The sequence below is a fragment of the Streptomyces sp. MZ04 genome (assembly GCF_004684775.1).
Taxonomy (GTDB): domain Bacteria; phylum Actinomycetota; class Actinomycetes; order Streptomycetales; family Streptomycetaceae; genus Streptomyces.
On the sequence record NZ_SRIC01000056.1, the window covers coordinates 1 to 26,011 of the forward strand.

Consider the following 26,011-nt stretch of genomic DNA (forward strand, 5'->3'; position numbering starts at 1 on the left):
ATGAGCGTCTCGTGGGCTCGGAGATGTGTATTAGAGACAGGGCCATGGGTTGTCACTCACCCTCGGTGATCTCTATGGGGGCGGGGGGCATCGATCCCACCTGGAAGTTGACTTTGCTGGTCCCCTCCGGCGGGGCGGGGAACTGGGCGAACCAACTGGTCGTGTCGCCCTGCCTCACTTGACCGCTGAACTTTGTGCACAGGCAACGCCCCGATGTGTCCCGCAGGACCAGGTACTTCTTCTTCCCATCGTTGTCCACCAGGCTTGCGCCCGACAGAGAGCCTCCGTTCGAGCGCAACTCCCGTTCATCACTGGCCCAGTTGGCGGCCAGCCACGACCGGCTGCCGTTGTTCGTAACGGTTCCCGAGACGGTGACGAAGCCGCCCCCGTCGCGGAGTGCCGAGTTGATCGTGACGCTGATGTCACCGTCCTTGGCCTCTGCCAAGACCTTGTCGGTCGCTGGGGCTTCAGTCTTCTTCTCGTCGTCGCCATTCTTAGCTGGCGACGATGACGGCGCGCCCTTGTCAGGCTTGTCCTCGTCGCCACTGTCACCCCCACCGCAGCCGGCCACCGTCAGGACCAGCCCAGTAGTGATCGCCACAGCGGTCATTGCCCTGCAGGTCTTTATGGTGCGCCGAATGTTCATCGGTAGAGCTTCCTTCTTTCGTCGATCGCTCATCAGTCGGCCAGGTGAACGGAGAAGAGAACGGACGCGTCGGGCAGGCCATCCCGATCGAAGTCGTCCGGATCGATCTCGAAAGAGTCGCCACCGTCGCAGTCGAATTCCACGGCCTTCTCGGGGTCGGCCGACGGAGCCAGATCGCAGCGCGGCTTGATGATCGCGGTGGCCTCAGCCTTGGCGTGCTTAGTCTCCGTGCCGGGAATGATCGAGTCACCGACGGTGTAATTGGTCTCGATCTCCACCCAGAACCCCGGATAGCCGTTCACTTCATCCGGTACGACGTCGATGACCTTCGAGTCGTTGTCGGCAGCCAGCGCATTCGCCGCGCCACGAGCGCCGTCACCAGTGAACTTGTCACCGTCGAGCCAGTCGAGCCACTCGTCGCCGTCCTTGCCGATGGACTCCCCCAATCCGTCGACGAGTTCCTCCCGGGCGTCCTGCGCTGCCGCCAACGCGGCCGCATCAGCCGCCGATTGAGCGCCATTACGCGCGGACGCGGCCTGGGCGAACGCAAAGAAGGCGAAGGCAACAAAGAGCAGAATCCCCGTCATCCAGATATAGATGGGGAGAGTCTGCCCTCGGTCACCGTGCAGGCGACGAGCTATCAGCCGCCGATCACGTCGTTGACCGCATCGCCGATGGCCCCGGAGATCAGTCCGTCCAGCCCCAGCTGATCGATCAACGTAAAGATCCCCGCAATCAAAATCATCAACCCCGCATACTCCACAAACCCAGCCCCCGCATCCCGCTCCCTCCCCCGAACCCGGGAAGCCACGGTCACGGTCCAGTCGACCCAGACTCTGAGTACGCGATCCTTCAGCACGACGGCCCCTTCTCTCCCACCCGATACACGCACCGCTACACGCACCGCCGGCGCAACGAATTCCGACACCGCTGTCGTCATAGGCAACGTACGCGAGATCATGTGACCCAACAGCCACTCTCCGCAACCAATGCCGTTTCAGACGCGCAAGTTGGCGAGTTCCCTTCCCCAGTGGCGAGGTCATCACGCGCCCCTGAGGCATGCGGCAGGGGACTGCGGCCGGTCAGTCGGTGGCTCGATGCGTTTCACGACTTCCCCTCCCGTGCGTCTCGTGAACTCGCTGTTTGCAAAGGGTTGTTGGGTCCTGCTGGATCGTCGGGGGCTCGAAGCGGCGCTCGCCGGAGCCGCAGCACCCTTCCCGAGCCACGAGCGACTGTCCCACATCTCGTTGCAGCCGCGAAGAGGTTTCGCCGAGTGGCTTGATTGAACTCGTACAGGAACTCTCACAAAAACCCCTCACTTCCCCAGGATCGAGCCGAAGTCCGAACCCGAGCCGAGGAACATTCCCGCCGCGATCAGGATCATCGTCGCCGGGAGCATGAAGACGAGGGTCACCATCGTTGCCTTGGGGATCGTCTTCGCCGCCCTGCGGCGGGAGTTCTGCGCGTCGGTGCGGCGCATGTCCGTTGCCAGTTGGATCAGTGTGTCCGCGATCGGGGATCCCAACTCCTCGCCCTGCTGGAGTGCCGAGACGAATTGTGAGACCTGTTCCGATGCGTTTCTGCGGCGCAGTTCGTCGAAGGCCTGGCGGCGGCTCACCCCCATGTCCATCTGGCGGAGGGTGATGCGTAGTTCGTCCGCCCAAGGGCCCTCGTACCGCTCCGCCACGCGGTCCAGCGCCTGGCGGAAGCCCAGGCCCGCCGACACGACCACCGCCAGGACGTCCAGGAAGTCGGGGAGTGTGCGGTCGATCACCTCGCGGCGTTCCCGTATCGCCTGCCAGATCAGGGCGTCCGCCGCCGTCACACCGAAGGCGAAGGTCAGCGCGCCGAAGAGGGAGGAGCCGTTCGTGAAAAACACCAGGCCCATCACCAGGCCGAAGATGCCGTACACCGCTCGCCTTGCCGCATAGCGGTCGATCGTCAGGCCGCCGGGGTTTCCCGCCATGTCGATCTTGCGGCGTTTCGCGTCGACCCTCTTCGGGCCCATCAAGCGCAGGACCAAGGGCGCGAAACGGATGCCCAGGCGGTCCACCGCCGAGCCCGCCGCGGAGACGCGGGTGGCGCCCACCTCTAGGGCTATCGCCAGGTCCGCGGGGAGTTTCGCCTCCGCGCGGTACATGCGGACGCCCTGGCAGATGCCCGCCACCGCCAGGCCCATCACGGCCGCCATCGCCAGACCGAACAACGTGATCCCCTCCCCCTACACTTCGATCTTGCCGAGGCGGCGGATCACGAAGAAGCCCACCGCGTACAGGCCCAGCGCGATCAGGATCAGCATCTGGCCCACCGGGGAGCCTGTCACGCGCTCCAGGGCGCCCTCGTTGGAGGAGTTGATCAGGAGCAGGGAGCCCAGGCCCAGGAGCGGGACCGTGAACGCCGTCGCGTGGACCTCCGAGAGCATCGTGCGGACCTCGCGCCTTGTCTCCTTGCGGTCCTCCAGGGTCTGGGTGAGGTTGCGGAGGGAGTTCACCACCGAGCCGCCCGCCTTGTTGGAGAGGACCAGCGTCGTTACGAGGACTATCAGCTCGCGGGACGGGAGGCGTTCTGCCAGTTCGCCCAGCGTGTCGTCGATCGAGCGGCCCAGCGTCAACTGGTCGGCCACCATGGAGAGTTCTTCGCCTGCCGGGGATTCCAGTTCTTCCGCCGCCATTGCCAGCGATGTGCGCAGGGCCAGGCCCGCCGCCGTTGCGTTGGCCAGGATGCGGGCCACGTCCGGGAGTTGGTTGATGAAGGCCTCGATGCGCTTCTGGCGTTGCCAGTTGAGGAACACCACCGCGCTCCAGACCGCCACCACTCCCGCGATCGGGCCGAAGAACGGGGCCAGCGACGCCGCCGCTATCAGCCAGAGGGCTGCTACGACCGCCACTACGTAGACGAAGAACTCGCCCGCCGTCAGGTCGAGTCCCGTCGCCGAGAGGCGCAGGTGGATGGTGCGGCCCAGGCGGGTGCGGCGCAGGCGGCGGTCCACCGCCGAGAAGCGGCGGCCCCTGCGGGTGGGGTCGCCGTCGCCCGCGCCGGGGCCGATCGACAGGCGGTCCACCAGTGCCTGGCGCTGGGCGCGGCCCGTCGCGTACGCGTGGATGCCCGCCACGGCGAGCGTGCCGGTCAGAAGGGTGGCGCCCAGGGCCAGCAGGGCGGCTTTGTTCTCCATCAGGCCGTGGCCTCTCGCCCAGAGGTCTGCCCATGGGACTCCTGCTCGTGCGCTCGCGCACCCGCCCTCGTGCTCATCCGATCGCCTCTCGTGTGTTCAGTACGTCGATGGCCTGCGCGACCCCGAAGCCCTGCGGGACCGGCTCCCCCGCCACGTACAGCCGGTCGGCGACCGGGCGCGGCAGCGGCAGGTGCTCGAAGTAGCCGTGGACGCGGCGGTCCGCGGAAGAGGCGGCCTGGCGGGGGATGAAACGGGTGACCGGGGCGATGCGGAACTGTTCGCGGCCGTGCGAGACGAGGAGGACGATCTCGGCGATCTTGCGGGAGCCGTCCGCGTGGCGGGCGAGTTGGACGACCACGTCCACCGCCGAGTTGATCTGGTCCTTCAGTGCCTCGAAGGGGATTTGGACCTCGGACATCGAGCCGAGCGTCTGGAGGCGCATGAGTGCGTCCTCCGCCGTGTTCGCGTGGACCGTCGCCAGTGAGCCGTCGTGGCCCGTTGACATGGCTTGCAGCATGTCCAGGGTCTCGCCGCCTCTGACCTCGCCGACGATGATGCGGTCGGGGCGCATGCGGAGGGAGTTGCGGACCAGGTCGCGGATGGTGATCTGGCCCTTGCCCTCGACGTTCGGGGGGCGGGATTCGAGGCGGATGACGTGGTCCTGTTGGAGTTGCAACTCCGCCGAGTCCTCGATCGTGATGATGCGTTCGTGGGCCGGGAGGAGGCCGGAGAGCGCGTTGAGGAGGGTTGTCTTTCCTGAGCCTGTGCCGCCGCTGACGATGATGTTGAAGCGGGCGCGTACGAAGGCCGAGAGCAGGAGCAGCATGTGCTCGTCGAGCGAGCCCAGGCCGATGAGCTCGTGCAGGGTGTACGCGCGGGGGAAGCGGCGGATGGTGAGCGTCGGGCCGGTCAGGGCGAGGGGCGGGATGATCACGTTGACGCGCTCGCCCGTGGGCAGGCGCGCGTCGACCATCGGGTTCGACTCGTCCACGCGGCGGTTCACCGTGGAGACGATGCGTTCGATCGTCTGCATGAGCTGGTCGTTCGACGCGAAACGGAGGGGGAGTTGTTCGACTCGTCCTGCTCGCTCTACGAAGATCGAGTCCGGGCCGTTGACCATGATCTCCGTGATCGAGGCGTCCGCGAGGAGCGGTTCGAGTACGCCGAGGCCCAAGGCCTCGTCGACGACGCGGCGGATCAGCTGGGCGCGCTCCGAGGTCGACTGGACCGGGCCCTCGCGGCTGATGATGTGGCCCAGTACGCGCTCCAGGCGGACGCGGCGGTCCGCGGCCGTGAGGGACGACATCTCGGCCAGGTCGATCTCTTCGAGGAGCTTGGAGCGGTAGACGGCGACGAGGCTGTCGTCGCGGCTGGGGCCGGGGTCGGTCTGTGGGGTCGCCACGCGGTCGCGGAGGCTCATTGTGTTTGCTCAGCTCCCGTCTGCTGCGTCGTCGTTGGGCATGGTGGCTTCCTTGGTCACGCTCCAGTTCGTGTCCACGAAGGGGAGGAGCGTGGGGACTTGGGCGGTGACGGTCGCCGTGGTCGTGTCCGCGCCGCCGGCGATGGCGACGGTGGCGTCCAGGCTGCCGTCCATGGCGGCCTGGCCCGCGGCCTCGCCGCCTTCGCCCTGGGAGGCGACTCTCGCTGCCGCGCGGGCTCCTGAGCCCGCCTGGTTGGCGGCGTAGCCGACGAGGCCTAGCTGGATGGCCGCGAGGCCGATGAGGAGGAGGATGGGGAGGAATCCGGCGAACTCGAGCATGGATACGCCGCGGTCGTCGAAGCGGGGTTCCTTTCCCCGATCCCGCCCCTTCCCGAAACTGGGGCTCCGTCCCAGACCCCGCTCCTCAAACGCCGGAGGGGCTGAAAGATTGCGGACGGGCTGAATTTTCCGGCGGCCCGAGGGCGTAGCCAGGTGGCGGGCTACGCCTCCTCCTCGCCGAACAAGTGCCGCACCGTCGAAGCGTAGTTGGTCCGCACATGCGCCAGCGCCCGCTCCCGGGCGATCTCCGCGTCCCCGGACGCCACCGCCTCGTACAGCTCCCGGTGCTCGGTCAGCAGGTGTGCCCACTCCTCGTTGCGTCGCGTCATCCACCGAAGCCGCCCGTCGACCGGTTCCATGACGGACGTCAGCAGGCTGTTGCCCGCCATGGCCAGGATGCGGTCGTGGAAGCGGGTGTTGATGTCGGTGATCGCCTCGGCGTCCGCCGTGCGCGTCGCCTGTGCCGCGCTGTCGAGGAGGGCCGAAAGCTCCGCGAGGCCCTCCTCGGTGGCCCGCTGTGCCGCGCGTCCCGCGGCGAAGACCTCCAACGCCTCGCGCAGTTCGAAGAGTTCGGTGACGTCGGTGCGGGTGAGGCGGCGCACCACGGTCCTGCGCGGGGTCTCGAAGGTGATGAAGCCCTCGGCGACCAGTGCCCGGATCGCCTCGCGCACCGGGACCCTGGACACCCCCAGGCGGTCGGCGAGTTCCCGTTCGACCAGGCGGTCGCCCGGGCCGAGGCGTCCGGCGATGATCTCCTGCCGCAGCTCGGCGAGCACACGTTCGCGTACGGCGCCCAGCGGCTGCTCCACGGTCGTCATGGTGTCCATCATTGCCGACCCCCGCATCGATTTACCGATTCGTAACCGTACGGACATTGCCGAGCGCCTCCGGGGGCGGGAACATGACGGCACCTTTGGTATACCAAACTTTGGTATACCAAAGCACGCCGCACCTCCGTCCCCTTTCGCAGGAGGCCCCGTGTCCCTCGCCCAGCGCGCCGACTCCCCCGGCGCGACGAAAGACTTCGTGCCCGATCCCCGTCTCACCAACGAAGACCTCGCCCCCTCCGCCGAACGCAAGTGGAAGGTCTTCGACCTCTTCGCACTGTGGATGTCCGACGTCCACAACCTCGGCAACTACACCTTCGCCGCAGGCTTGTTGGTGCTCGGGCTCAACGTCTGGCAGATCTTCACCTCGCTGCTCGTCGGCTTCGTGCTCATCTATGCCGGGATGAACATGATGGGGCGCATCGGTCAGCGCCACGGCGTGCCGTTCCCCGTCGTCAGCCGCATCAGCTTCGGTGTCTGGGGTGCCAACATCCCCGCCCTCATCCGGGCCGTGATCGCCATCATGTGGTACGGAATCCAGACCTATCTGGCCTCCATCGCGGTCAATGTCATGCTCATCGCCGCCTTCCCGGGCTTGGAGTCGTGGACCGAGGGCTCCTTCCTCGGGCTGCACGCGCTCGGCTGGTGTTCTTTCGTCGCCCTCTGGCTGGCGCAGGGGCTGATCATGACCCAGGGCATGGAGTCCGTACGGAAGTTCCAGGACTTCTGCGGGCCCGCCATCTGGGTCGTGATGATCGCCCTCGCCGTGTGGATCCTCTGGAAGGCCGGCTGGACCATCTCGCTCACCAGCACCCCCGACCCCGTCTCCACCGGCGAGCAGGTGCGGCAGTGGTTCGGCGCCATCGGCCTCATCCTCGCCACCTACGGCACGCTGATGCTCAACTTCTGCGACTTCTCGCGCTTCGCCCCCGACTACCGCACCGTCAAGCGCGGCAACTTCTGGGGGCTGCCCATCAATTCGACCGCCTTCGTGATCCTCTCCGTCATCGTCACCGCAGGCAGCCTCGAGGTCTTCGGGAAGGCCATCACCGATCCCGCCGAACTCGTCGCCGAGATCGGCAACACCTGGGTGCTGATCTTCGGGGCGCTCACCTTCGCGATCGCCACGATGGGCGTGAACATCGTCGCCAACTTCGTCTCGCCCGCGTACGACCTGGCCAATGTCTGGCCGCAGAAGATCAGCTTCAAGATCGGCGGAATCATCTCCACGGTCGCCGCGCTCCTTGTCACGCCGTGGAACCTGTACTCCAACCCGACCGTCGTGAACTACTTCCTGGGCGGACTCGGCGCCTTCCTCGGGCCGCTGTTCGGCATCATCGCCGTCGACTACTTCTGGGTGAAGCGCGGACGCATCGACGCCGATGCGCTCTTCAAGGCCGAGCCGGGATCGCCGTACTACTACAAGAAGGGCGTCAACCCCAAGGCGCTCGCGGCCTTCCTGCCGACGGCGGGCTTCGCTGCGGTGTGCGCGCTGGTGCCGTTCTTCGACTACGTAGCCCCGTACTCGTGGTTCATCGGGACCGCGACGGCCGCGCTGCTGTACGGCGCGCTGTGCCGCTCGGAGCGGACCGCTTCGGCCGTCGAGTCCGCCGAGGCCCCGGCCGCGGTGGAGGGCTAAGTGCGCATCGTCGTCACCAACTGCAACACCACGCGGTCGATGACCGAGGAGATCGTGCGCGGTGCCCGGCACGCGGCCGCCCCGGGCACCACGATCACCGGGCTCACCCCCGCCTGGGGCCCCGAGTCCGCCGAGGGGTGGCTCGACAGCTATCTCTCGGCGGCCGCCGTCCTCGACACCTTGCGTGGTTACGAGGATGCGTACGACGCCGTGGTCATGGCGGGTTTCGGTGAGCACGGACGTGAGGGCGCCCGGGAGCTGCTCGACGTGCCCGTTGTCGACATCACTGAGGCCGCCGCCCATCTGGCCTGTCTGCTCGGGCGGCGGTACGGCGTCGTCACCACCCTCGACCGGGCCCGCGGCCAGATCGAGGACAGCCTGCACGCGGCGGGCGTGGCGCGGAACTGTGCGGCCGTCGTCGGCACCGGGCTCGGCGTCCTCGACCTGGGGGACGAGGAGGCCACCCTGCGCGCCTTCCTCGGCGCCGCGGGGCGGGCGCGCGACGCGGGGGCCGAGGTCCTGGTGCTCGGCTGCGCCGGGATGACCGGGCTGCAGGAGAAGGTCGGCGCCGCGCTCGACATGCCTGTGGTCGATGGCGTGGCCGCCGCGGTGAAGCTCGCCGAGTCGCTCGTCGGGCTCGGCCTGACCACCAGCCGGATCGGGGGTTATGCCAAACCCCTGCCGAAGAGCCGCACTTGGGCGCCACCACCGCCGCCACCACCGCCGCCGTCGGAGTGATGTTCGGGAACGATCTGTCGCGCGACCGGCGGGGGACAGCGCCCTGCGCGGGCCGGACGGCCTCAGACTCCGTGCAGCGCGCCGGGCAGGTCCGGCGCCGAGCAACCGGAGGTGCCCGGTGTCGCAGCCGACCGTTCGATCCGGCAGAGCCCGTATCCGGGCCCGCGCCGCCCTTCGCCGCGGTGCCGGGCTCCTCGCCGCCGCGCTGCTCCTGAGCGCGGCGGCGAGCGGCGGTGCCGGGGCTTCCGTGGCCGTGCCGCAGGACACCGCGTTCTGGGTCGAGCCGGACAGCTCCGCCGCCCGCCAGGCTGCCGCGTGGCGGCGCGGCGGATACTTCGCCCAGGCGTGGCTCATGGACCGCATCGCGGGCCGCGCCCAGGCCGTATGGCTGCACGACAAGTCGCCAGGACCCCGGATCCGTGCCGTCGCGGAGGCGGCGGCCTGGACGGGACGGACCCCCGTGTTCGTCGCGTACTTCATCCCGCACCGCGACTGCGGCGAGTACTCCCGGGGCGGCGCGGCGGGCGCTGCGGAGTACCGGCGGTGGATCGAGGAGGTCGCGGCGGCCATCGGTGACCGTGCCGCGTACGTCGTCGTCGAACCGGACGCCGTGGCGCAGGAGGTGGCGGGCTGTGCGAGGGCCGATGCCGGGGAGCGGTACGCCCTGCTCGCCCACGCCGTCGAACGCCTCAAGGCCCGCCCGAACGCCAAGGTGTACCTCGACGCGGGCAACGCCGGCTGGATTCCCGACGAGCGGCGCCTGGTCACCCCGCTGCGGCAGGCCGGGATCGCCAAGGCCGACGGCTTCGCGCTCAACGTCTCCAACTATCATACGAACGCGGTCAGTTCGGCGTACGGACATCGCCTCGCGACCCGCGTCGGCGGCGCCAAGCACTTCGTCGTCGACAGCAGCCGCAACGGCAACGGCCCCTACACCGGTGACGCCAAGGCCTGGTGCAACCCGCCCGGCCGCGCCCTCGGCACCCCGCCCACCACCCGCACCGGCGATCCCGCGCTCGACGCCTACCTGTGGATCAAGCGCCCCGGAGAGTCCGACGGAACCTGCCGGGGCGGGCCGCGCGCCGGGCAGTGGTGGCCGCAGTACGCGCTGGGCCTCGCGAGCAGGGCCAAGGGCCAGCGGTCGGGAGCGGGCGGCGCCGACGAAGGGAGACGGCCATGACAGGGACGGCCCCGCAGGACCCGGAGAACGAGGGCGACAGCGCGCTTCGGGCCTGGCGGACCATCGGGCCGCTGATGGACCTGATCACCCCCATGGCCCTGCGGACGGCCGCCACGCTGGGCATCGCCGACCTGCTCGCCGACGGCTCCGGGCGGACCGACGACCTCGCCCGGAGCTCGGGGACCGACCCGGACGCGCTCCGCCGGATGCTGCGGCACTTGGTGGCCCACGGCGTCTTCACCGAGCCCGAGCCCGGACTGTTCCGGCTCAACGACACCGCGGAGCTGCTGCGTTCCGGTCACCCGGAACAGCTCCGGCGCCGGCTCGACCTCGACGGCTTCGGCGGCACGATGGACTTGGCGTTCACCAGCCTGATGCACACCGTCCGCACCGGGGAGCCCGCTTGGGAGACGGTCTTCGGCGCCCCGTTCTGGCCCTATCTGGCGGCACATCCGGACATGGCGGCCTCCTTCGACGCCACCATGTCGTCCGCCGCCGCCTTCGTGACGGACGCGGCACGCGGCTACGACTGGTCCACGGCCCGGCAGGTGACCGATGTCGGCGGGGGCCGCGGTGTCCTCCTCGCCGAGCTCCTCGAAACCCACCCGAGTCTGCGCGGTACCCTGCTCGACCTCCCGGAGACCGCCGAGCGGGGCCGGGAGGCCCTCGCCGCACGCGGTCTCACGGACCGGTGCGAGGTCATCGGGCAGAGCTTCTTCGACCCGCTGCCCGACGGCGCGGACGTGTACATCCTCAGCGGAGTGGTGCACGACTGGGGCGATGCGCAGGCGCGGGCCGTCCTGCGCAGGTGCGCGGAGGCGGCCGGGGAGCACGGCCGGGTCGTCGTCATCGAGACGTCCACCGACGACCCGGCGGCCTTCGCGGAGATGGATCTGCGCATGCTGGTCCTCGCGGGCGGCCGGGAGCGCAGCGTCGAGGAGTACACGGCCCTGGCCGCCGACTGCGGGCTGCGCGTCGCCGGCGCGCACACGACGCCGCTCGGCCAGGTGATCCTCGACTGCGTCGGGCGGCCGGCCACGGAAACGGGGCGACCCGAAGCTGGTGGTGCGCGCTTCTAACGGGCTGCCTCGGGAGTCGTAGCCGGCTCCGGTACGACTGCCGTGGCGGTGATCTCCACCAGTTGGCCGGGGTAGCCGAGGCACGTGGTGCCGAGGAGCGTCGAGGTGTGCGGGCCCGCGTGCAGGGCGGAGGCGCAAACGACCTCCCATGCCTCGCTCAGTACGCCGGGTTCGCCCCCGACCACGTACACCGTGCTGGCCACCACCTGGGAGAGATCACTGCCGATCGCGCGCAGCGCCTCGTCGAGGTTGGCGATGACCTGCGCGGTCTGCCGGGGCACGTCGCCCTCCCCGACGAGGTTCCCCTCGGGGTCGAGCGGCACGGAGCCCGCCATGAAGGCGAGGCGGGCGCCTGCTTCGACGACGGCGGCGTGGGCGTATCCGGGTGGCGGGAAGAGGGTGGGGACCGTGGTGCGGTGGATGGGGGTCATGCCCCTGATCGTGCGGGAGCAGGACGGTCGTACGCATCCGAATTCGGTGGCACCGAGGGGGCGGGCGGGCTATTCGGTTGCCCCGGCCGGAGCCGCGCTGTAAAGATCGCCGCCATGCCCCTCTTCCCCGCGCATGACGCCACGGAACTCGCCCATCACGTGTACGGCGACGGTGCCCCGCTCATCTGCCTGCCCGGCGGCCCGCAGGACTCCGTGTACCTCGGTGAGCTCGGGGGTCTGTCCGCGCACCGGCAGCTGATCATGCTGGACATCCGGGGCACGGGGGAGTCAGCGCTGCCGCTCGACCTCGCCTCCTGCCGGTGCGACCGGCTCGTCGACGACGTCGAGGCCCTGCGGGAGCACCTCGGGCTCGACCGTATCGACCTGCTCGGGCACAGCGCGGGCGCGAACATCGCCGTCCAGTACGCGGCCCGGTACCCCGAGCGGGTCGGCAGGCTCGTTCTGATCACGCCGAGCACCAGGGCCGTCGGTGTCGCGATCGACGGTTCGGCCCGGCGCGAGACCGCGCTGCTCCGCAAGGGCGAGCCCTGGTTCCCGGAGGCCTTCGCGGCGCTGGAAGCCATCGTGTCCGGCAACGCCACTGCGGACAGCTGGCAGGCCATCGCGCCGTTCTCGTACGGCAATTGGGATGCCGTCGCGCAAGCGCACCAGGCGGCGGAGGCAGGCCGGCAGAACCCGGCCGTCAGCGAGGCCTTCGGTGCCGAAGGTGCCTTCGACCCCGAGGCCACGCGCGCGGCGCTCGCCGCGTTCGGGGCGCCGGTCCTTGTGGTCGCCGGGGAGGTCGATCTGGGCGCGCCGCCGTCCGCCGTGGCGGAGGTCGCCGGGCTGTTCCCGGACGCGACGTTCGTCGTACGGCCGGGGGCGGGGCACTTTCCGTGGCTCGACGACGCGGCGGGATTCGTCGCGCCCGTCGCCCGGTTCCTGGCGTGAGATCGCCGGGCTCGCGTACGTGGTCAGCGCACCGCTGCCGGTGAAGTGCCGCCTGTGACCAGGAGGTTCGGCTTTCCCTCGCCGTCCGCCCGCGTCGTCCAGATGTCCTGCTTGCGGCCGTCCTCGCCCGGCAGGGCGTACGCGAGGGTGTCGTCGTCCAGCCAGGCCGCCTGGTCGTCGACGTTGCGGGACTCGGCGAGCGGGTGCTCGCGCATCGTCCGCAGGTCGAGCACGTACAGGCGCCAGGGGTCCGAAGTGCCCTTCCGTACCCGCTTCTTGAAGGCGATGCGGGTGTTGTCGGGGGAGAGGGAGGGGCACTCGACGTTCGTGCGCAGGGTGTGCGCCGCCCACTTCTTCATGTCGCCCTGGATCAGGTAGGTCTTGCCCTTCGTCGAGACCGTCGCGTAGAAGCGGTTGTCGTCCTCGGCGAAGGTGACGCCCCAGTAGTTGATGTCGGGGGAGTGGTAGCGCCGGCCGTCGACGGTGAGGGGGATCTCCTCCATGTTCTTGATGAGATAGCCGGTGCGGGTGTCCAGGATCGACGTACGGGTGGAGAAGGACGAGCCCGCGTAGGAATCGCCGGTCGCGAACATCGTCCACGACAGCATCCGGCCCGAAGCCGAGACGCGGGCCCGGTTGGGGATGCCGGTGAGCGCGATGCGGCGCTTCTCCTTGAGCCTGCCGTCCAGGACCAGGGCGTACGACTTGGGCGGGATGCCCGAGCGGCGCTGCAGGCACACGGCGGTGCCCCCGGCGGCGTAGAAGCGCTCGCAGGAGGGGCCGCCGGTGGTGCGCGGCCCCTTGCCGGACGGCGTGGCGGTGCGGGCGACGCGGCCCGCACCGGCCTCCGAGCTGCGGAAGTACACATGCCCGGCGTCGAGCCCGAACTCCGAGGCGGCGGCGGCCGGTTGGGTGCGTCCGGCGGCGTGCAGGGTGTAGGCGACGGCGACCGTGGCGAGGACGGCGGCCGCCACCGCCACGGCGGTGATCCGGGCGCGCAAGGAGGGTGGTTGTGCGGTCATGCCTGCCTTTCGAGGATTTCGCCGCGGGGAAGCAGCAGCGCCGCCCCCGCCAGTGCCGCCGTGAGGGCGAGCACCGCGCAGGTCAGCGCGGAGCCGATGCCCCACAGCGTCCAGGCCGCCCCGAAGCCGGCCGCGGCGACCAGCCGGGCCAGGGCCTGGCCCGTCTGGAGCACCGCCATGCCGCTCGCCCTGCGCCCCTGCGGAAGCACGGGCGTGGCGAGCGCCATCAGGACGCCGTCGGTGGCGGCGTAGAAGACGCCGAGCAGCAGCAGTACGCCGATCAGCAGGGGCAAGGCGGCGGTGGGGCAGAGCAGCAGGACGTAACCGCCGAGCAGTGCCGCGTGCCCGGCCAGGAACGGGATGCGGCGGCCCACACGGTCGGCGAGCCGCCCCGCGGGCACCGCGAGCAGCAGATAGACGGCGGCGGCGCCCAGGGGCAGCAGCGGGAACCAGCTGACCGCGAAATCGAGCCGCCGCTGGAGCAGCAGATACAGGAAGGCGTCACCGATGGTGGCCGCGCCGAGCAGCGCAGCCGCCCCGAGGACGCGGCGGAACGCGGGGATGCGTAGGAGGTCAAGTACCCGGCCGCGCTTGGCCTTTGACGTATTTGGAGGCGCTGGCGCCACCCGCTCGTCGTGACGGCCAGGTACGAACGCGACCAGCATCAGCACCCCGAGCAGCCCGAAGCAGAAGCTGACCACGAACACGGCGTCGTACGCGTCCGCCGTCGCCCACAGCAGCGCGAACGCGGCGAGCGGACCGAGCAGCGCGCCCGTCGTGTCCATCGCGCGGTGCACGCCGAAGGCGCGGCCGAGGGCGTCCGGCGGGCTGCTGAGCGAGATCAGCGCGTCGCGCGGCGCGGTGCGCACCCCCTTGCCGATGCGGTCCGCGGCGAGCGCCGCGCCGATCCCGGCCGTGGCACCGCCCGCGAGGAGCAGGCCGAGCCGGGAGAGCGCGGAGAGGGCGTAGCCGCCGCCCGCGACGAGCTTGTGCCGTCCGCCGCGGTCGGCGGCGTAACCGCCGAGGAGCCGTACGAAGGCGGTGACGCCGTTGTAGAGGCCGTCGAGGAAGCCGAACTGGAGGGGGGAGAGGCCGAGTTGGAGCACGAAGTAGAGCGGAAGGACCGCCGTGACCATCTCGGAGGAGATGTCGGTGACCAGGCTGACCGCGCCGAGGGCGATGACGGGCCCGGCGACGCGGCCGCGCTTGGCCTCGGCCTTGGTCTTGGCTTCCGCCGCCCCCTGAGGGGCGGCTTCGGCCTCGGCTTCGGTCGTGGCTCTTGCCTTGCCTTTGGCTTTGGCGACCGCGTCAGTGGATGCCAGATACATCCCGCCGGCTCAGTGGCACTCGTAGGACGGGCTGCTGTCCTTCGTCGCGCCGTCCGTGCCGACGAGGTCCCAGGAGAAGCCGGTGTCGGTGAAGTCCAGCTTCACCACGCCGAACGTCTCGGTGAGCCGCTTCTCGCTGTTGGGCTGCACTTCCTCGATCTTGTACGGGTTGGCGCCGCCCATGCCGCCGAGCAGTTCGACGATGCCGTTGTCGTCGGCGTCGCCGTCCGGGTTCTGCGGGGCGAAGCGCTCGTAGTGGTGGTCGTGGCCGTTGAGCACCAGCTCGGCCTTGTTGTCGTAGAGCAGCTTCCAGACCGGCCTGCTGACCGGGTCGTTGCCGTGCTCGCCCGAGGAGAAGAGCGGGTGGTGCCAGTAGGCGGCCACGCACTTCTTGGAGTTGGCGGCGAGGTCGGCCTTGAGCCAGTCGATCTGCGCGTCGTCGTCGAAGCTGTTGGAGTCGAGCGCGATGAAGTGCCAGTTGTCCTGGTCGTAGCTGTAGTAGCTCTCGCCCTTGGGGTAGGCCACGTCCCCGAAGTACGACTTGTAGCCCGCGAGCGGGCCCTCCGGGTCGTACGTCTCGTGGTTGCCCGGGGCCGGGCGCGTCTTGTCCTTGAACGCGCCCCAGCTGGTGTCGTAGTACTTCTCGAAGTCCTGCAGCCGGGCGTCGTCGTACTGGTTGTCGCCCATCGTCATCACGAAGGACGGGTTGAGCTTCTCGACGAGCGCGGCGGTCTTGGGGTGCTCGCAGCCGCTGTCGCCCTCGGTGCACTGTTCGGCGATGTCGCCGGCGGCGACCGCGGTGAACGCGGCCTTGGTGTCCTTGCCGGTCGGCGCGGCGTCGGCCTCGCCGGCCGGGGACCAGAGCAGCACGCCGCCGACCAGGGCCAGCGAGGCGCCTGCGGCGAGCGGAATGGCCCAACGGGCCTTCCCTATGGGGGTGTTCATGGTGCGGGGGGTGGGCGGCATGTCCGTCTCCTAATCGGCGTGGGCGCCGTGAGCGGTGTGGGGGGACCGTTCCGCAGGCATCTTGTCGAGACGACATGTGCGCGTCAATAGCACCGGGTGAATTATTGTTAGGAAAGTTTCCTACCAGAGTTTTGGGGTGACGTATACCCGTCAATGGAGGGGGAGTTGGTGATCTTGGAGGCTGTCGCGCGGGGTGCTAACGCCCTTCCGTCAGACGTTCGCGCACCTGAACAGCGACTTTGTACGTGTCTCCGGTCGGGCGGGTGGCAAGCGCTCCCGGATCGCGAATCCAACCCTCCTCGACCGCGAACCAGTCGATCGGCTTCGGCTCACGGCCCTCCGCCAGCGCCGCCCGCAGCTCCTTGAAGTACGTGTCCCAGCGCAGCCGGTAGAGGCCGCCCACGAGCCCGGCCCACTCCCGGTTGGCGTAGTCACGAAGGCCCGCGTCCGCCCCGGACCGCGTGCCCCACACGGTGAGCAGCGACAGCTGGTCGTACGCGAGCCGCTCCTTCTCCGTGCTGTCGGCTCCCCACGAACGGGCGTCCGCCACCCAACGGCCAAGAAGGTGGCGGGAGTCCGTTGCCATCAGCTTGTCGAGCAGGTCCATGAGTGCGAGCCAGCCGCGCGTCAGCTCGTCGAAGCGGGGGGCGTCCTTGGCGTCGTACGCCTGCTTGATCTGGGGGAGCAGGGTGCGGCTTCGGTTGGAGAGGGCCTGGCGTGCCACGTCCAGTACGTCCCTGCTGTACGCCGAGGTGTCGCGCAACTCCCGTCGGACAGCGAGCAGTTCGCCGAGCGCCGGCTCGAAGTCCGTCGGTTCGTAGCGCATGGACTGCGGTGACCAGGCCGCCGCCGACTTGGTCGACAGGCTCGGTCGCGCCCCGAACAGGCCGTCCGCGCCCTCGGACCATTCGTCGGCGCGCGTCGTGCCGTACGCCGTGCGGCGCAGGATGTCCCAGGCGGCTGCCGCGTGCGGGTCCGCCGCACCGTAGCGGGCCACGGACCAGTCGCTGAACCAGTCCTTCAGGTTCAAGTCACCCGTACGCCAGGCCAGTTCGGAGAACAGCTCGAACGCCGCCGGGTTGTTGTCCGCCGCCTCCGGCATCAGGGCGATGCCGGACAGCGTGCTGCCGTCCTTGGTGCGCCACTTCTCGTACAGCTCGGCCCAGTCAGGGGTGTTGGCGCCCAGCGTCGTGTGTCCGCCGAAGTTCCAGATCGAACCGAAGGTGTAGGGCGTCGAGTTCCAGTCGGACTCGCGGTCGGTGACAGTGGGGAAGCGGTCGGAGAGGCCGTCCACCACCAGCATCCGCGACTTGTCGACCGCGTCCACGATGGCCTTCGGGGGATTGCTCTGCCAGCCGAGGATCACCCAGGTCGCGCCGGGGTGCGCGCTCTGGAGCGCCTTCTCCACCGCCTTGGCCGCATCGGCGACCGGTACGTCCCCGGGTTTGCCGCCCTCGTGGAGGAGATCCATCTTGTACATCGTCGAAGGGCCGAACAACTCGTCCTGGGCGCGGTAGAACGCGGCGGACACGCGAGCGAAGTGCTCCGTGCGCGGGTCCAGCCAGTCCGGGCGCGTGAACCCGACCCAGTCGCCCTGCGGCACGGTCTTCGCCCCGGGGTTCTTCGCCGTGAAGTCGGGCGGGACCGTCCCGAAGTAGCCGGGGAACACGGGGGTCATGCCCAGCTCGCGGATGCGGTCCGCGATGCGCCTGCCCAAGGCGGCCCGCCGGTCGAGGAGTTGACGCGACACCGGGTACGGAAACGCCGACATGTTCTGCAGCAGCCACCACGGCTGGTGCGCCGGGGCCGGGACCCACTCCCGCAACTCCTGGTCGGAGTAACCGAATTGCTGGAACACCCGGTGGTAGAGCGCGTCCGCGCCCACGTACACGAGCACCTCGTTGTAGCCGTGCAGTGCGAGCACGTCCAGCTCGCGCTCCCAGTACGACCAGTCGTGGTACGCCCCCGTGTAGCCGTCGTTCGTGTCGTTGAGCACGAAGCGGTGCGGGGTGTTGGCCCGGCCCGTCAGTGGTCTGTCCAGGCCGGGGAGACGGTCGGGGAGGTCCGTCTGGCTGCCCGCCCAGGTGATGTTCGTGTGCGTGGTGTGCTTCAAGTAGTGGCGCAGGCCCGTGAGTTGGACTGCGGGGGTGGGGGCGGTGACCGTGATGGCCCCGTGTCGACCGGATATCCGGAAGGTGTCGGCGGGGCCCGATGTCTCGAAGGTGAGCTGTTCCCAGTGCCGGGGGAGCAGGCGGCGGGCGGCGTCGGCGGCCGGTGGCCTCCCGGACGGTGTGCTGTCGGCGGCGGCTCCGGAACAGGCGACCGTGGCGCCGGTCGTGCCGGCGATGGCGGCTAGGAAGGTGCGGCGGGCCAGGGGCATGGTGAAGGGATACCCTCCCGGTTCGGCGGTGCCCGACGGGCGTGGACGGCGCCTCACGATGAAGGGGGCGGGGGGCGCGGTCAAGGTTCCGCGCGGGGCGCCGCCGGGGCCGTGCTACGCCCGCCGCTTCGATAGCCGAAGCGGTGGTGTTAGCGTCGGCGGATGAGCACACCGCTGCCCGGCAGGCCGACCGGCGCCTCCACCACCGGGCGCCCGCTGATGGCCGCGCTCGATCTGTTCGGGCGCCGCTGGAGCCTGCGGATCGTCTGGGAGCTGCGGGAAGGGCCGCTGGGCTTTCGCGCGCTGCGGGAGCGCTGTGACGCCATGTCGTCCAGCGTGCTGCGTCAGCGCCTGACCGAACTCCTCGAGGCCCGCCTCGTCCAGCAACTGCCGGACAGCGCTTATGCGTTGACCGCGCTCGGCCGCGAGGCCCATCAGGCGCTGATGCCTCTGGATGCCTGGGCCCGGCAGTGGGCTGTCGAGGTCGGCGCCGACTCGGCGGCGGACCGGCCGTAAGCACCTCGCCCATCAGCGAGACGGCGGAGTAGGACTCCGCTCCGGGCTCATGGTGCCGGATCCTCCTGAAGCCCGCTGATGCGATTTTCGAAGCGTACTCGCGGGCGGGCGTCGCCGGAAGTCCACGAGGTGGTCCCGGAAGTCCACGTGGTGGTCCCGGAAGTCCACGTGGTGCCGCCTGGGACTCTGTCCCGTCCCCATGGGCGATCCGCCCCCGCACGCCCGGCCTCAAGTCCCGACGTCAGCGGCGGTCTATGCCCATAGATGAGGGCGCCGTCCCCGCCTTACGTTCTCGTCATCCCTTCACATCATTCCGTCAGGGAAAGGCAGCACATGAAGCGCGTGCACAGGACAGCGGTAAAGGCCGAGATCGTCCGCGAACCGGGCGCCAAGGAGACCACGCACCGGAAATTGATCGACACACCGGACGGCGCCGATCGATTCGTCCTCACCGAATTCGAGGTGTCTCCCAACGGCTCGACACCGCCGCACTACCACGAGTGGGAACACGAGATCTATGTGCTCGAGGGGTCGATGGGGCTCGTCATGCCGGAACTCGGCAGGACCGAGGAAGTCGGGCCCGGCGATGCCATCTTCATCCCGCGCAACGAACCCCACGGCTTCGTCACCGGACCCGGCCAGACCTGCCGGTTCCTGGTCGTCGCACCGTGCGAGCGGCCGCCCGTGCGCAACGTCTTCCTCTCCGACGACCCGTACGAGTACACGCAGAACCCCCAGTACATGAGCCTCGTGGAGGGCGGCAGGTGACCGCCCCGACCGCGGCGGCCGAGAGCCGCGCCCTCACGCCCTACGAGGACGCCCCGGACCCCGGCCCGCTGCTCGCCCTGAACTTCGGGTTCGCCCGCGCCAGGGTCCTCGGCACGGCAGTGGACCTCGGCGTGTTCACCGGCCTCGGCCGAGGGCCCCGTGGCACGCGGGGTCTCGCCGCCGAACTGGGCTGCGACAGTGCCGCGTTGCGCGCACTGCTCGCCGCCCTGGAGGAGCTGGGTCTCGTCGCGGGCGGCGACGACGAGAGCTGGACGCTCACCGAGGCCTCCCGTGCCTATCTGGTCGGGGGCGGCCGGGGCTATCTCGGCGATCACTTCACGGACGTACTCGAGGAGTGGGAGCAGTGGAGCGGCCTGACCGAACTGGTGCGGCGCGGCGGGCACGGTGGTGGTGAGCTTGGCCTGCCTGAGGCGCGCGGGCGGTATCCCGGCATGTTCTGCGGGATCTTTCCCGTGGCCGTGCGCACCGCCTTCCGTGTGGTGCGGGAGCTGTCCCTGCCCGCGGCCGGTCGCGTCCTCGACTTCGCGGCAGGGAGCGGGGAGTGGGGCATCGCGCTGGCCGCCGCCGACCCGGAGGCGCGGGTGGTGGCGCATGACGATCCCGAGCTGCTCGGGGCCGCGCGCGGGCGGGCGGAGGAGTTCGGCGTGGCTGAGCGGTTCCGTTTCGTGCCCGCCGACTTCAGCGGGGATGTCGCGAAGGGTGCCGTCAAGGCGCCCTTCCCCGACGGCTGCTTCGACACCGTCGTCCTGGCACACCTGGGCCGTTTCGCGGGACCCGCCGCCACAGAGCGGCTCGTCGGGGAGTGCGCCCGGCTGCTCTGTCCCGGCGGCACGCTCCTGGTCGTCGACGTCATGCGCCAGGAGCCGGGGCGGCCCGCCCTGCACCGGCCGATGATCGCGCTCAGCCTGCTGGTGAACACCGAGGCGGGCGCGGTCCAGGAGGAATCCGCGTACCGCGCGGTCATGCAGAAATACGGGGTGACGGCGAAGGAGTCCGTCACACACGGCCTCATCACGGTCCTGACAGGAGAAAGGCGTTAGTGGTGCGAGAAGTGGTGGTCACCGGGCTCGGTGTGGTCAGCCCGGCCGGCATAGGTACAGAAGAATTATGGAAGACCATCTCAGCGGGGAAGAGCGTCACCAAGCCCCTTTCCGACATCACGAGTTCGGCGCTCTTCGGAGACTTCGACTTCCTGTCGGACTCGATCGCCGAGGTCGAGGGGTTCGAGGAGGAGATACCCGCGCTGCCGCCCGAGGTGCAACGGCTCGACCGCTATACGCAGTTCGCCGTCGCGGCCGCGTACCAGGCCGTCCGTGACGCGGGCCTCGAACAGGGCGGATACGACCCCGATCGCGCGGGACTCTCGCTGTCCACGGCGATCTGCGGCACCCCGAGGATGGAGGAGGAGTTCCTGCGGGTGACCGACGAGGGGCGCAAGCCCATCGACCCGGCGAAGGCGGGCCGCGACCTCTACCTCGCCTCGATGTCGAACACTCCGGGCACGATCCTGTCCGCGCTGCTCGGCATGCGGGGCCCGTGCGTGACCCTGTCGACGGGCTGCATCGGCGGCGTCGACGCCGTCGGGCACGCCTACGAGACGATCCGGCACGGCGACGCGGACGTGATGATCGCGGGGGCGAGCGAGGCACCCATCACCCCGGTGACCGTGGCGTCCTTCGAGATCATCAACTGTCTCTCGCGCTCGCACGGCGACCGGCCCGAGGCCGCCTCACGACCGTACGACGTGGGGCGCGACGGCTTCGTGCTCGGCGAGGGCTGCGGCATCGTCGTCCTGGAGTCGCGCGAGCACGCGGCGAAGCGGGGCGCGAAGCCGTACATGAGCGTCGACGGCTTCTCGCACACCTCCAACGCCGTACACATGACCGATCTGCTGTCCGACGGCGCGGACCTGACCCGCGCCATGACCCAGGCCGTCGCGGAGGCCGGCCTGTGTCCCGAGGACATCGATCACGTCAACTCGCACGGCAGCTCGACCCCGCAGAACGACACCTGCGAGACCAGCGCCCTCAAGCTCGCGCTGGGCGAGCGCGCCCGCGAGATCCCGGTGAACTCGGCCAAGTCCATGGTCGGCCACGCGCTGGCCGCGGCGAGCGCCATGGAGATCGTGCTCTGCGCCCTGGAGGGCAAGCACTCCTTCGTCCACCCGACCGCCAACTACGAGAACCCGGACCCCACTTGCGACCTGGACTACGTCCCGGGGGCCGGCCGCCCGTGGGACGGCGACACGATCCTCAAGGGCGCCAGCGGATTCGCCGGGCTGCACGCCGCGCTCGTCACCCGTGCCGTACGGGAAGGGGCCCACCGATGAGCGTCGTCATCACCGGAATCGGCGCGGTCACGCCTGCCGGGATCGGGATCGATCCCTTCTGGGAGCGCGCGCGCGAGGGCACACCGCTGGTCGGCGCCATCGATCGGTTCGACGCGTCGGAGTACGCGTGCGACGCGGCGGGGCAGTCGGGCTTCGACGCCCGCGCCGAACTGCCGTCCCGCTTCGTCAAGCGCACCGACCGCTTCACCCACCTGTCCGTGCACGCCGTGCGCCAGGCACTCGCGGACGCCCGCGTCACCGTGGGCGACCAGGTCACACCCGAGCGGACCGGCGTCATGGTCGGCAACGTCCTGGGCGGCTGGGAGTTCGCCGAGCGCGAGCTGCGCCACCTGTGGACCGACGGGCCACGGGCCGTCAGCCCCTACCAGGCGACCGCCTGGTTCCCCGCCGCGCCGCAGGGCAACATCTGCATCGACCAGGGGATCAAGGGCCCGGCCCGTACGTACGTCGCCGACCGGGCCGGCGGTGCTTACGCACTGATCGGCGCGGCGGAGTCGCTGCTTCGCGACCGCGCGGACGTGGTGATCGCGGGAGGCGTGGAGGCGCCCCTTTCGCCGTACGGCTGGCTCTGCATGGAGACCAGCGGGCTCGGCGCCAAGTCCCGCGCCTCGCTCGCCCCGCACGAGCTGTACCGGCCCTTCGACGCGGGCCACGGCGGCAGCGTCTTCGGCGAGGGCGCGGTCTTCCTGGTGATGGAGCGCCGCGAGCACGCCGAGCGGCGCGGCGCCACGATCCTCGGCGGACTGGCCGGTTGGGGCGTGACTACGGACGGCTACATGCCGTACTACACCGTCGAACCCACCGGACAGGTCCTCGGCCGGGCCATGCGCACCGCCACCGAACGCGCCGGGATCACCGGCGCCGACCTCGGCGCGGTCTTCGCGCACGGTTCGGGGATCCCCTTCGAGGACGTCACGGAGGGGTACGCGCTGCATGAGGCGTTCGGTGCCAGGTCGAGTCAACTGCCGGTCACCGCGCCCAAGTCGGGCTTCGGGCATCTGCTGGGGGCCGCGGCGCCCGCCGACACGGCGCTCGCGCTGCGGGCGATGCGCGAAGGCGTCGTACCGCCGACGGTCAACCTGGATCGGAGGGCGCCGGGCATCGACCTCGATCTGGTCGCCGGTGAGGCGCGCCCGGTCTCGGGTCTTGAGCACACGCTCGTGGTCTCGCGCGGCCTGGGAGGTGTCAACGCATGTCTGTTGCTGAGGCGTTGAGTGCGACGGGGCCCCTGCCCGCGCTCGCGGGCATCCGGGCCGTAGGCATCGATGTCGTCGACGTCGAGCGGCTGCGCGGCATGGTCGAGCGGCACGGACAGCGGATCGTCGGGCGCCTGCTCACGGTCAACGAACAGGCCCTGTGCGACGGTTCGCCGCGCCACCGCGCCTACCGCATGGCCGGCCGGATCGCCGCCAAGGAGGCCGTGCGCAAGGCGCTCGGCGGATACGGCGAAGGGTGCGGCTGGCTGGACGTCGAGATAGGCCGCGACGCGTCGGGGCAGCCGGTGCCCCGGCTCACGGGCCGGGCCGAGGAGGCCTTCCGGCGCGCCGCCTACAGCGGCCTGCACGTGAGCATCTCGCACGAGGCGGGCGTCGCCGTGGCGATCGCCGTCGCCGACTGACGGAAGCCCGAATACATCAACTTGCGCAAGGAGTACGTGAGTTCCATGAATGTACGAGAGAACGTGGTCACCGTCATGCGCGGTGCGGGCTTCGAGGGGGAGGAGCTCGCCGACGACCGGCGCCTCGCCGAGGACCTGGACATCGACTCGACCGAGCTGGTCGAGGTCGTCGTCGCCCTCGAACAGCACTTCGGCATCAGCATCGACGCGGACGCCGAGGGCGGCTTCCGTACCTTCCGCGACCTCGTCGACCGCGTGGAGCGCCTGATGTCGACCGGCGCCGGCGCGGTGAGGAGCTGAGATGCCCAGGATCGAGAACAGCGTCGTCATCGAGGCCGACGCCCAGCACGTCTTCGACGTCACCAACGACATCGGCCGCTGGCCCCACCTCTTCGACGAGTACAGCCACGCGAAGGTCGTCTCCGAGGAGCGGGACGGCCGCTGGACCGAGATCCTCTTCGAGCTCAGCAACCCGGAGGGCTCCACCTGGACGTCCTGGCGGCTCCTGGACCACCGGGAGCTGACGGCGGTCGCCGAGCGGCGCGATCCGCTCCACCCGTTCCGCTACATGCACCTCAGGTGGAGCTACCGGCAGGTGCCCGAGGGGACGCTGATGACCTGGGTGCAGGACTTCGAGGTCGACGACGAGTTCGATGTCCCGCTGCCTACCGTCGTGGAGCGCATGAACGCGCACACCCGGCAGAACCAGACGGGCATCAAGCGGAAGATCGAGTCCGGGGTCTGAGTGCCCTGTGCCCATCGCCGTCACGGGGGTCATCGCGATGGACCACCTCATCACCTTCCCGGGCCGCTTCCCGGCGCGGCCGGTCACCGGCCGGCCGCACCTCGCGACCCTGACGTTCCTCGCCGAGCGCCTGGAGACACGCCGGGGCGGCGGAGCGGCCAACATCGCCTACGGGCTCGGCAGGCTGGGTCACGACCCGGTCCTGGTGGGCGTGGCGGGCTCCGACTTCGCCGACTACCAGGTCTGGCTCAAGCAGCACGGCGTCGACACCGATTCCGTACGCGTCGTGCCGGGCGAGCCCACCGCACGCCAGGTGTGCACGACCGACATCGACGGGCACCGGGTCAGCACCTTCCGGCCGGGCGCGACGCGTTCGGCGCGGGCCCGCCCGCTGCGTACCGTCCTGGAGCGCACGGGCGGCATCGACCTGGTGATGATCGCGCCGGGCGACCCGGCCGTGATGCTCCGGCACACGAAGGAGTGCCGCGCGCTGGGGCTGCCGTTCGCGGTCCACATCGCGCGGCAGATCTCCGGGATGAGCCGTACGGGCGTCAAGTCCCTGGTGTCGGGGGCGCGTTGCCTCTTCACCGGCGAGACGGAGTCCGAACTCCTGCGGGATGCCACCGGCTGGACCGCCGGGCAGCTCCTCGACCGGGTCGGGGCGTGGGTGACCGCGCTCGGCCCGGCCGGGGTGCGGATCGAGCGGGCGGGCCGCCGGCCGTCCCCCGTCCCCGCGATCGGCTCGGTCACCGTGACCGATCCGGCCGGGGCGGGGGACGCGCTGCGGGCGGGCCTCCTGGCCGGCCTCGTGCGCGGCACTCCGCTGGAGCGTGCGGCCCAACTGGGCTGCGCCCTGGCCTCGTTCGCCCTGGAGTCACCCGGCGCGCAGGAGTACCCGATGAACGTACGCGTCCTGCTGAACCGGGTCAGGGGTGCCTACGGACACACGGCGGCGGCCTCGGTCCGCCGCCTGCTCACCTACGCGGCATGAACCTCGATCACAGAGAGAGTGGGACGTACCGACCATGTACGTGGACCTGAGCATCCCCATCAGCCGCCGGGCACCCGGCGTCGAGTTCGAGCAGTGGCTGCACCGCGACGGGATCCGCCAACTGTCGCGCAGGATCAGGGCGTTGCCCGGAGACAGCAGAAGGGACAGGTACGTCAACTACTGGCGGTGGCTGACCGGCGCCCGGCGGCTGCGCGAGCGCGATCTGCCCGGCGGCTGCTTCCTCTCCAACGAGTTCTACCGGATGTCCGTGCATCAGGGCACGCATGTCGACGCGCCCTTCCACTACGGCCCCGAGTGCGCGGGCGAGCCCGCGAAGAAGGTGATGGATCTGCCGCTGGAGTGGTTCAGCGGTCCGGGTGTCGTGCTCGACGTCCGCGGCTGCGGGGGCCGTGTCACGCCGACCGGCGTCAAGGAGGCGCTGGACGGGGCGGGTTCACGGGTGGAGCCCGGGACGGTGGTGCTGTTCCGCACGGACTCCGATCTCCGGGTCGGCACCCCCGCGTACTACACGGAGTCGACCGCCGTCACCCCCGAGGCCGTCGACCACCTCCTCGACCTCGGCGTGAAGGTCCTCGGCACGGACTGCTGGAGCTTCGACGGCCCGGCCCGCGCGATGGTGGAGTCCTTCTACGAGACGCGTGATCCCGGGGCGCTGTGGCCCACTCATCTGCACGGCAGGGAGCGGGAGTTCATCCAGATCGAAGGCCTGGCGGGGCTGCGGGGGCTGCCGCGGCGCGGCCCGTTCACCTTCATGGCCTTCCCGATCGCCCTCGCGGACGCCGGCGCGGCATGGTGCAGGGCGGTGGCGCACGTACAGGAACCGCGCTGAATTACCCAATTGCTCGGGGACGCTCTGGAAATTC

The 26,011-nt window shown here is 70.1% G+C and carries 28 protein-coding genes; 15 read left to right on the top strand and 13 right to left on the bottom strand.

Annotated features, from left to right (window positions below; all coding sequences use genetic code 11):
* Positions 1–52: 52 nt before the first annotated feature.
* The 8 genes from E2651_RS14915 to E2651_RS14950 all read right to left on the bottom strand — a co-directional run bounded on the left by E2651_RS14915 (position 53) and on the right by E2651_RS14950 (position 6,404).
* Entirely contained in the window at positions 53–646 is a 594-nt protein-coding gene (locus E2651_RS14915; protein WP_135331604.1) for a hypothetical protein, read from the bottom strand.
* Between the two features lie 32 nt (positions 647–678).
* Complete coding sequence (locus E2651_RS14920) at positions 679–1,290, bottom strand: pilus assembly protein TadG-related protein (RefSeq protein ID WP_135331632.1); 612 nt, start codon at positions 1,288–1,290, stop codon at positions 679–681.
* Positions 1,287–1,574 carry a hypothetical protein gene (locus tag E2651_RS14925; RefSeq protein ID WP_245238841.1) on the bottom strand — a complete coding sequence of 96 codons (288 nt, stop codon included), beginning with the start codon at positions 1,572–1,574 and terminating at the stop codon, positions 1,287–1,289. Before E2651_RS14925 ends, E2651_RS14920 begins: the two co-directional genes overlap by 4 nt.
* Before the next feature lie 387 nt (positions 1,575–1,961).
* Positions 1,962–2,837 carry a DUF5936 domain-containing protein gene (locus E2651_RS14930; protein ID WP_135331605.1) on the bottom strand — a complete coding sequence of 292 codons (876 nt, stop codon included), beginning with the start codon at positions 2,835–2,837 and terminating at the stop codon, positions 1,962–1,964.
* Between the two features lie 30 nt (positions 2,838–2,867).
* A complete protein-coding gene (locus E2651_RS14935) occupies positions 2,868–3,818 on the bottom strand; it encodes a type II secretion system F family protein (RefSeq protein WP_135331606.1) in 951 nt (316 codons plus the stop codon).
* 73 nt (positions 3,819–3,891) lie between these two features.
* Positions 3,892–5,238, bottom strand: a complete 1,347-nt coding sequence (locus E2651_RS14940; protein WP_135331607.1) for a CpaF family protein — start codon at positions 5,236–5,238, stop codon at positions 3,892–3,894.
* Positions 5,239–5,247: 9 nt separating this feature from the next.
* Positions 5,248–5,577 (bottom strand): TadE/TadG family type IV pilus assembly protein, encoded by a 330-nt coding sequence (locus tag E2651_RS14945; RefSeq protein WP_135331608.1) that lies wholly within the window; start codon positions 5,575–5,577, stop codon positions 5,248–5,250.
* Positions 5,578–5,738: 161 nt separating this feature from the next.
* Positions 5,739–6,404, bottom strand: coding sequence for a GntR family transcriptional regulator (locus tag E2651_RS14950; RefSeq protein ID WP_135331634.1), 666 nt, complete (start codon positions 6,402–6,404; stop codon positions 5,739–5,741).
* Positions 6,405–6,555: 151 nt separating this feature from the next.
* Here E2651_RS14950 and E2651_RS14955 point away from each other — a divergent pair, with 151 nt between their 5' ends.
* The 4 genes from E2651_RS14955 (at position 6,556) to E2651_RS14970 (ending at position 11,040) form a co-directional block, all read left to right on the top strand.
* On the top strand, positions 6,556–8,043 hold the full coding sequence (locus tag E2651_RS14955) for an NCS1 family nucleobase:cation symporter-1 (RefSeq protein ID WP_135331609.1): 1,488 nt from the start codon (positions 6,556–6,558) through the stop codon (positions 8,041–8,043).
* Positions 8,044–8,781 carry an aspartate/glutamate racemase family protein gene (locus tag E2651_RS14960; RefSeq protein ID WP_135331610.1) on the top strand — a complete coding sequence of 246 codons (738 nt, stop codon included), beginning with the start codon at positions 8,044–8,046 and terminating at the stop codon, positions 8,779–8,781.
* 118 nt (positions 8,782–8,899) lie between these two features.
* The gene (locus E2651_RS14965) at positions 8,900–9,961 is read left to right on the top strand and encodes a glycoside hydrolase family 6 protein (RefSeq protein ID WP_245238834.1); all 1,062 of its coding nucleotides are present in this window, start codon (positions 8,900–8,902) and stop codon (positions 9,959–9,961) included.
* Positions 9,958–11,040: a methyltransferase gene (locus tag E2651_RS14970; RefSeq protein WP_209446154.1), complete on the top strand. Its 1,083-nt coding sequence runs from the start codon at positions 9,958–9,960 to the stop codon at positions 11,038–11,040. The genes E2651_RS14965 and E2651_RS14970 overlap by 4 nt, the downstream gene beginning before the upstream one ends.
* Here the strand turns inward: E2651_RS14970 and E2651_RS14975 are convergent.
* Positions 11,037–11,471, bottom strand: a complete 435-nt coding sequence (locus E2651_RS14975) for a RidA family protein (RefSeq protein ID WP_135331612.1) — start codon at positions 11,469–11,471, stop codon at positions 11,037–11,039. The genes E2651_RS14970 and E2651_RS14975 overlap by 4 nt on opposite strands.
* A gap of 114 nt (positions 11,472–11,585) precedes the next feature.
* Here E2651_RS14975 and E2651_RS14980 point away from each other — a divergent pair, with 114 nt between their 5' ends.
* Entirely contained in the window at positions 11,586–12,422 is an 837-nt protein-coding gene (locus tag E2651_RS14980; RefSeq protein WP_135331613.1) for an alpha/beta hydrolase, read from the top strand.
* Between the two features lie 23 nt (positions 12,423–12,445).
* On the opposite strand, the gene E2651_RS14985 is transcribed toward E2651_RS14980, so the two are convergent.
* The 4 genes from E2651_RS14985 to E2651_RS15000 form a co-directional block, all read right to left on the bottom strand.
* Complete coding sequence (locus E2651_RS14985; protein ID WP_135331614.1) at positions 12,446–13,444, bottom strand: hypothetical protein; 999 nt, start codon at positions 13,442–13,444, stop codon at positions 12,446–12,448.
* Positions 13,441–14,772: an MFS transporter gene (locus E2651_RS14990; protein WP_135331615.1), complete on the bottom strand. Its 1,332-nt coding sequence runs from the start codon at positions 14,770–14,772 to the stop codon at positions 13,441–13,443. The genes E2651_RS14985 and E2651_RS14990 overlap by 4 nt, the downstream gene beginning before the upstream one ends.
* Before the next feature lie 9 nt (positions 14,773–14,781).
* On the bottom strand, positions 14,782–15,738 hold the full coding sequence (locus E2651_RS14995) for a metallophosphoesterase (protein ID WP_135331616.1): 957 nt from the start codon (positions 15,736–15,738) through the stop codon (positions 14,782–14,784).
* A gap of 196 nt (positions 15,739–15,934) precedes the next feature.
* Complete coding sequence (locus E2651_RS15000) at positions 15,935–18,118, bottom strand: alpha-N-acetylglucosaminidase (protein WP_135331617.1); 2,184 nt, start codon at positions 18,116–18,118, stop codon at positions 15,935–15,937.
* A gap of 162 nt (positions 18,119–18,280) precedes the next feature.
* Between E2651_RS15000 and E2651_RS15005 the strand changes: the two genes are divergently transcribed.
* From E2651_RS15005 to E2651_RS15050, 10 genes are all read left to right on the top strand, one after another.
* Positions 18,281–18,634: a helix-turn-helix domain-containing protein gene (locus E2651_RS15005; RefSeq protein WP_245238835.1), complete on the top strand. Its 354-nt coding sequence runs from the start codon at positions 18,281–18,283 to the stop codon at positions 18,632–18,634.
* Positions 18,635–18,967: 333 nt separating this feature from the next.
* Entirely contained in the window at positions 18,968–19,402 is a 435-nt protein-coding gene (locus E2651_RS15010; protein WP_135331618.1) for a cupin domain-containing protein, read from the top strand.
* Complete coding sequence (locus tag E2651_RS15015) at positions 19,399–20,463, top strand: class I SAM-dependent methyltransferase (RefSeq protein ID WP_167828794.1); 1,065 nt, start codon at positions 19,399–19,401, stop codon at positions 20,461–20,463. Before E2651_RS15010 ends, E2651_RS15015 begins: the two co-directional genes overlap by 4 nt.
* On the top strand, positions 20,463–21,752 hold the full coding sequence (locus E2651_RS15020) for a beta-ketoacyl-[acyl-carrier-protein] synthase family protein (RefSeq protein WP_245238837.1): 1,290 nt from the start codon (positions 20,463–20,465) through the stop codon (positions 21,750–21,752). Before E2651_RS15015 ends, E2651_RS15020 begins: the two co-directional genes overlap by 1 nt.
* Positions 21,749–22,987 carry a beta-ketoacyl-[acyl-carrier-protein] synthase family protein gene (locus tag E2651_RS15025; protein WP_135331620.1) on the top strand — a complete coding sequence of 413 codons (1,239 nt, stop codon included), beginning with the start codon at positions 21,749–21,751 and terminating at the stop codon, positions 22,985–22,987. The genes E2651_RS15020 and E2651_RS15025 overlap by 4 nt, the downstream gene beginning before the upstream one ends.
* Positions 22,966–23,391, top strand: coding sequence for a holo-ACP synthase (gene acpS / locus E2651_RS15030; RefSeq protein ID WP_135331621.1), 426 nt, complete (start codon positions 22,966–22,968; stop codon positions 23,389–23,391). The genes E2651_RS15025 and acpS overlap by 22 nt, the downstream gene beginning before the upstream one ends.
* Before the next feature lie 45 nt (positions 23,392–23,436).
* Positions 23,437–23,691 (top strand): acyl carrier protein, encoded by a 255-nt coding sequence (locus E2651_RS15035; protein WP_135331622.1) that lies wholly within the window; start codon positions 23,437–23,439, stop codon positions 23,689–23,691.
* Between the two features lies 1 nt (position 23,692).
* A complete protein-coding gene (locus tag E2651_RS15040; protein WP_135331623.1) occupies positions 23,693–24,136 on the top strand; it encodes an SRPBCC family protein in 444 nt (147 codons plus the stop codon).
* A 7-nt stretch (positions 24,137–24,143) separates the two neighbouring features.
* A complete protein-coding gene (locus E2651_RS15045; RefSeq protein ID WP_135331624.1) occupies positions 24,144–25,127 on the top strand; it encodes a PfkB family carbohydrate kinase in 984 nt (327 codons plus the stop codon).
* Between the two features lie 34 nt (positions 25,128–25,161).
* Complete coding sequence (locus tag E2651_RS15050) at positions 25,162–25,977, top strand: cyclase family protein (RefSeq protein ID WP_135331625.1); 816 nt, start codon at positions 25,162–25,164, stop codon at positions 25,975–25,977.
* Positions 25,978–26,011 lie beyond the last annotated feature (34 nt).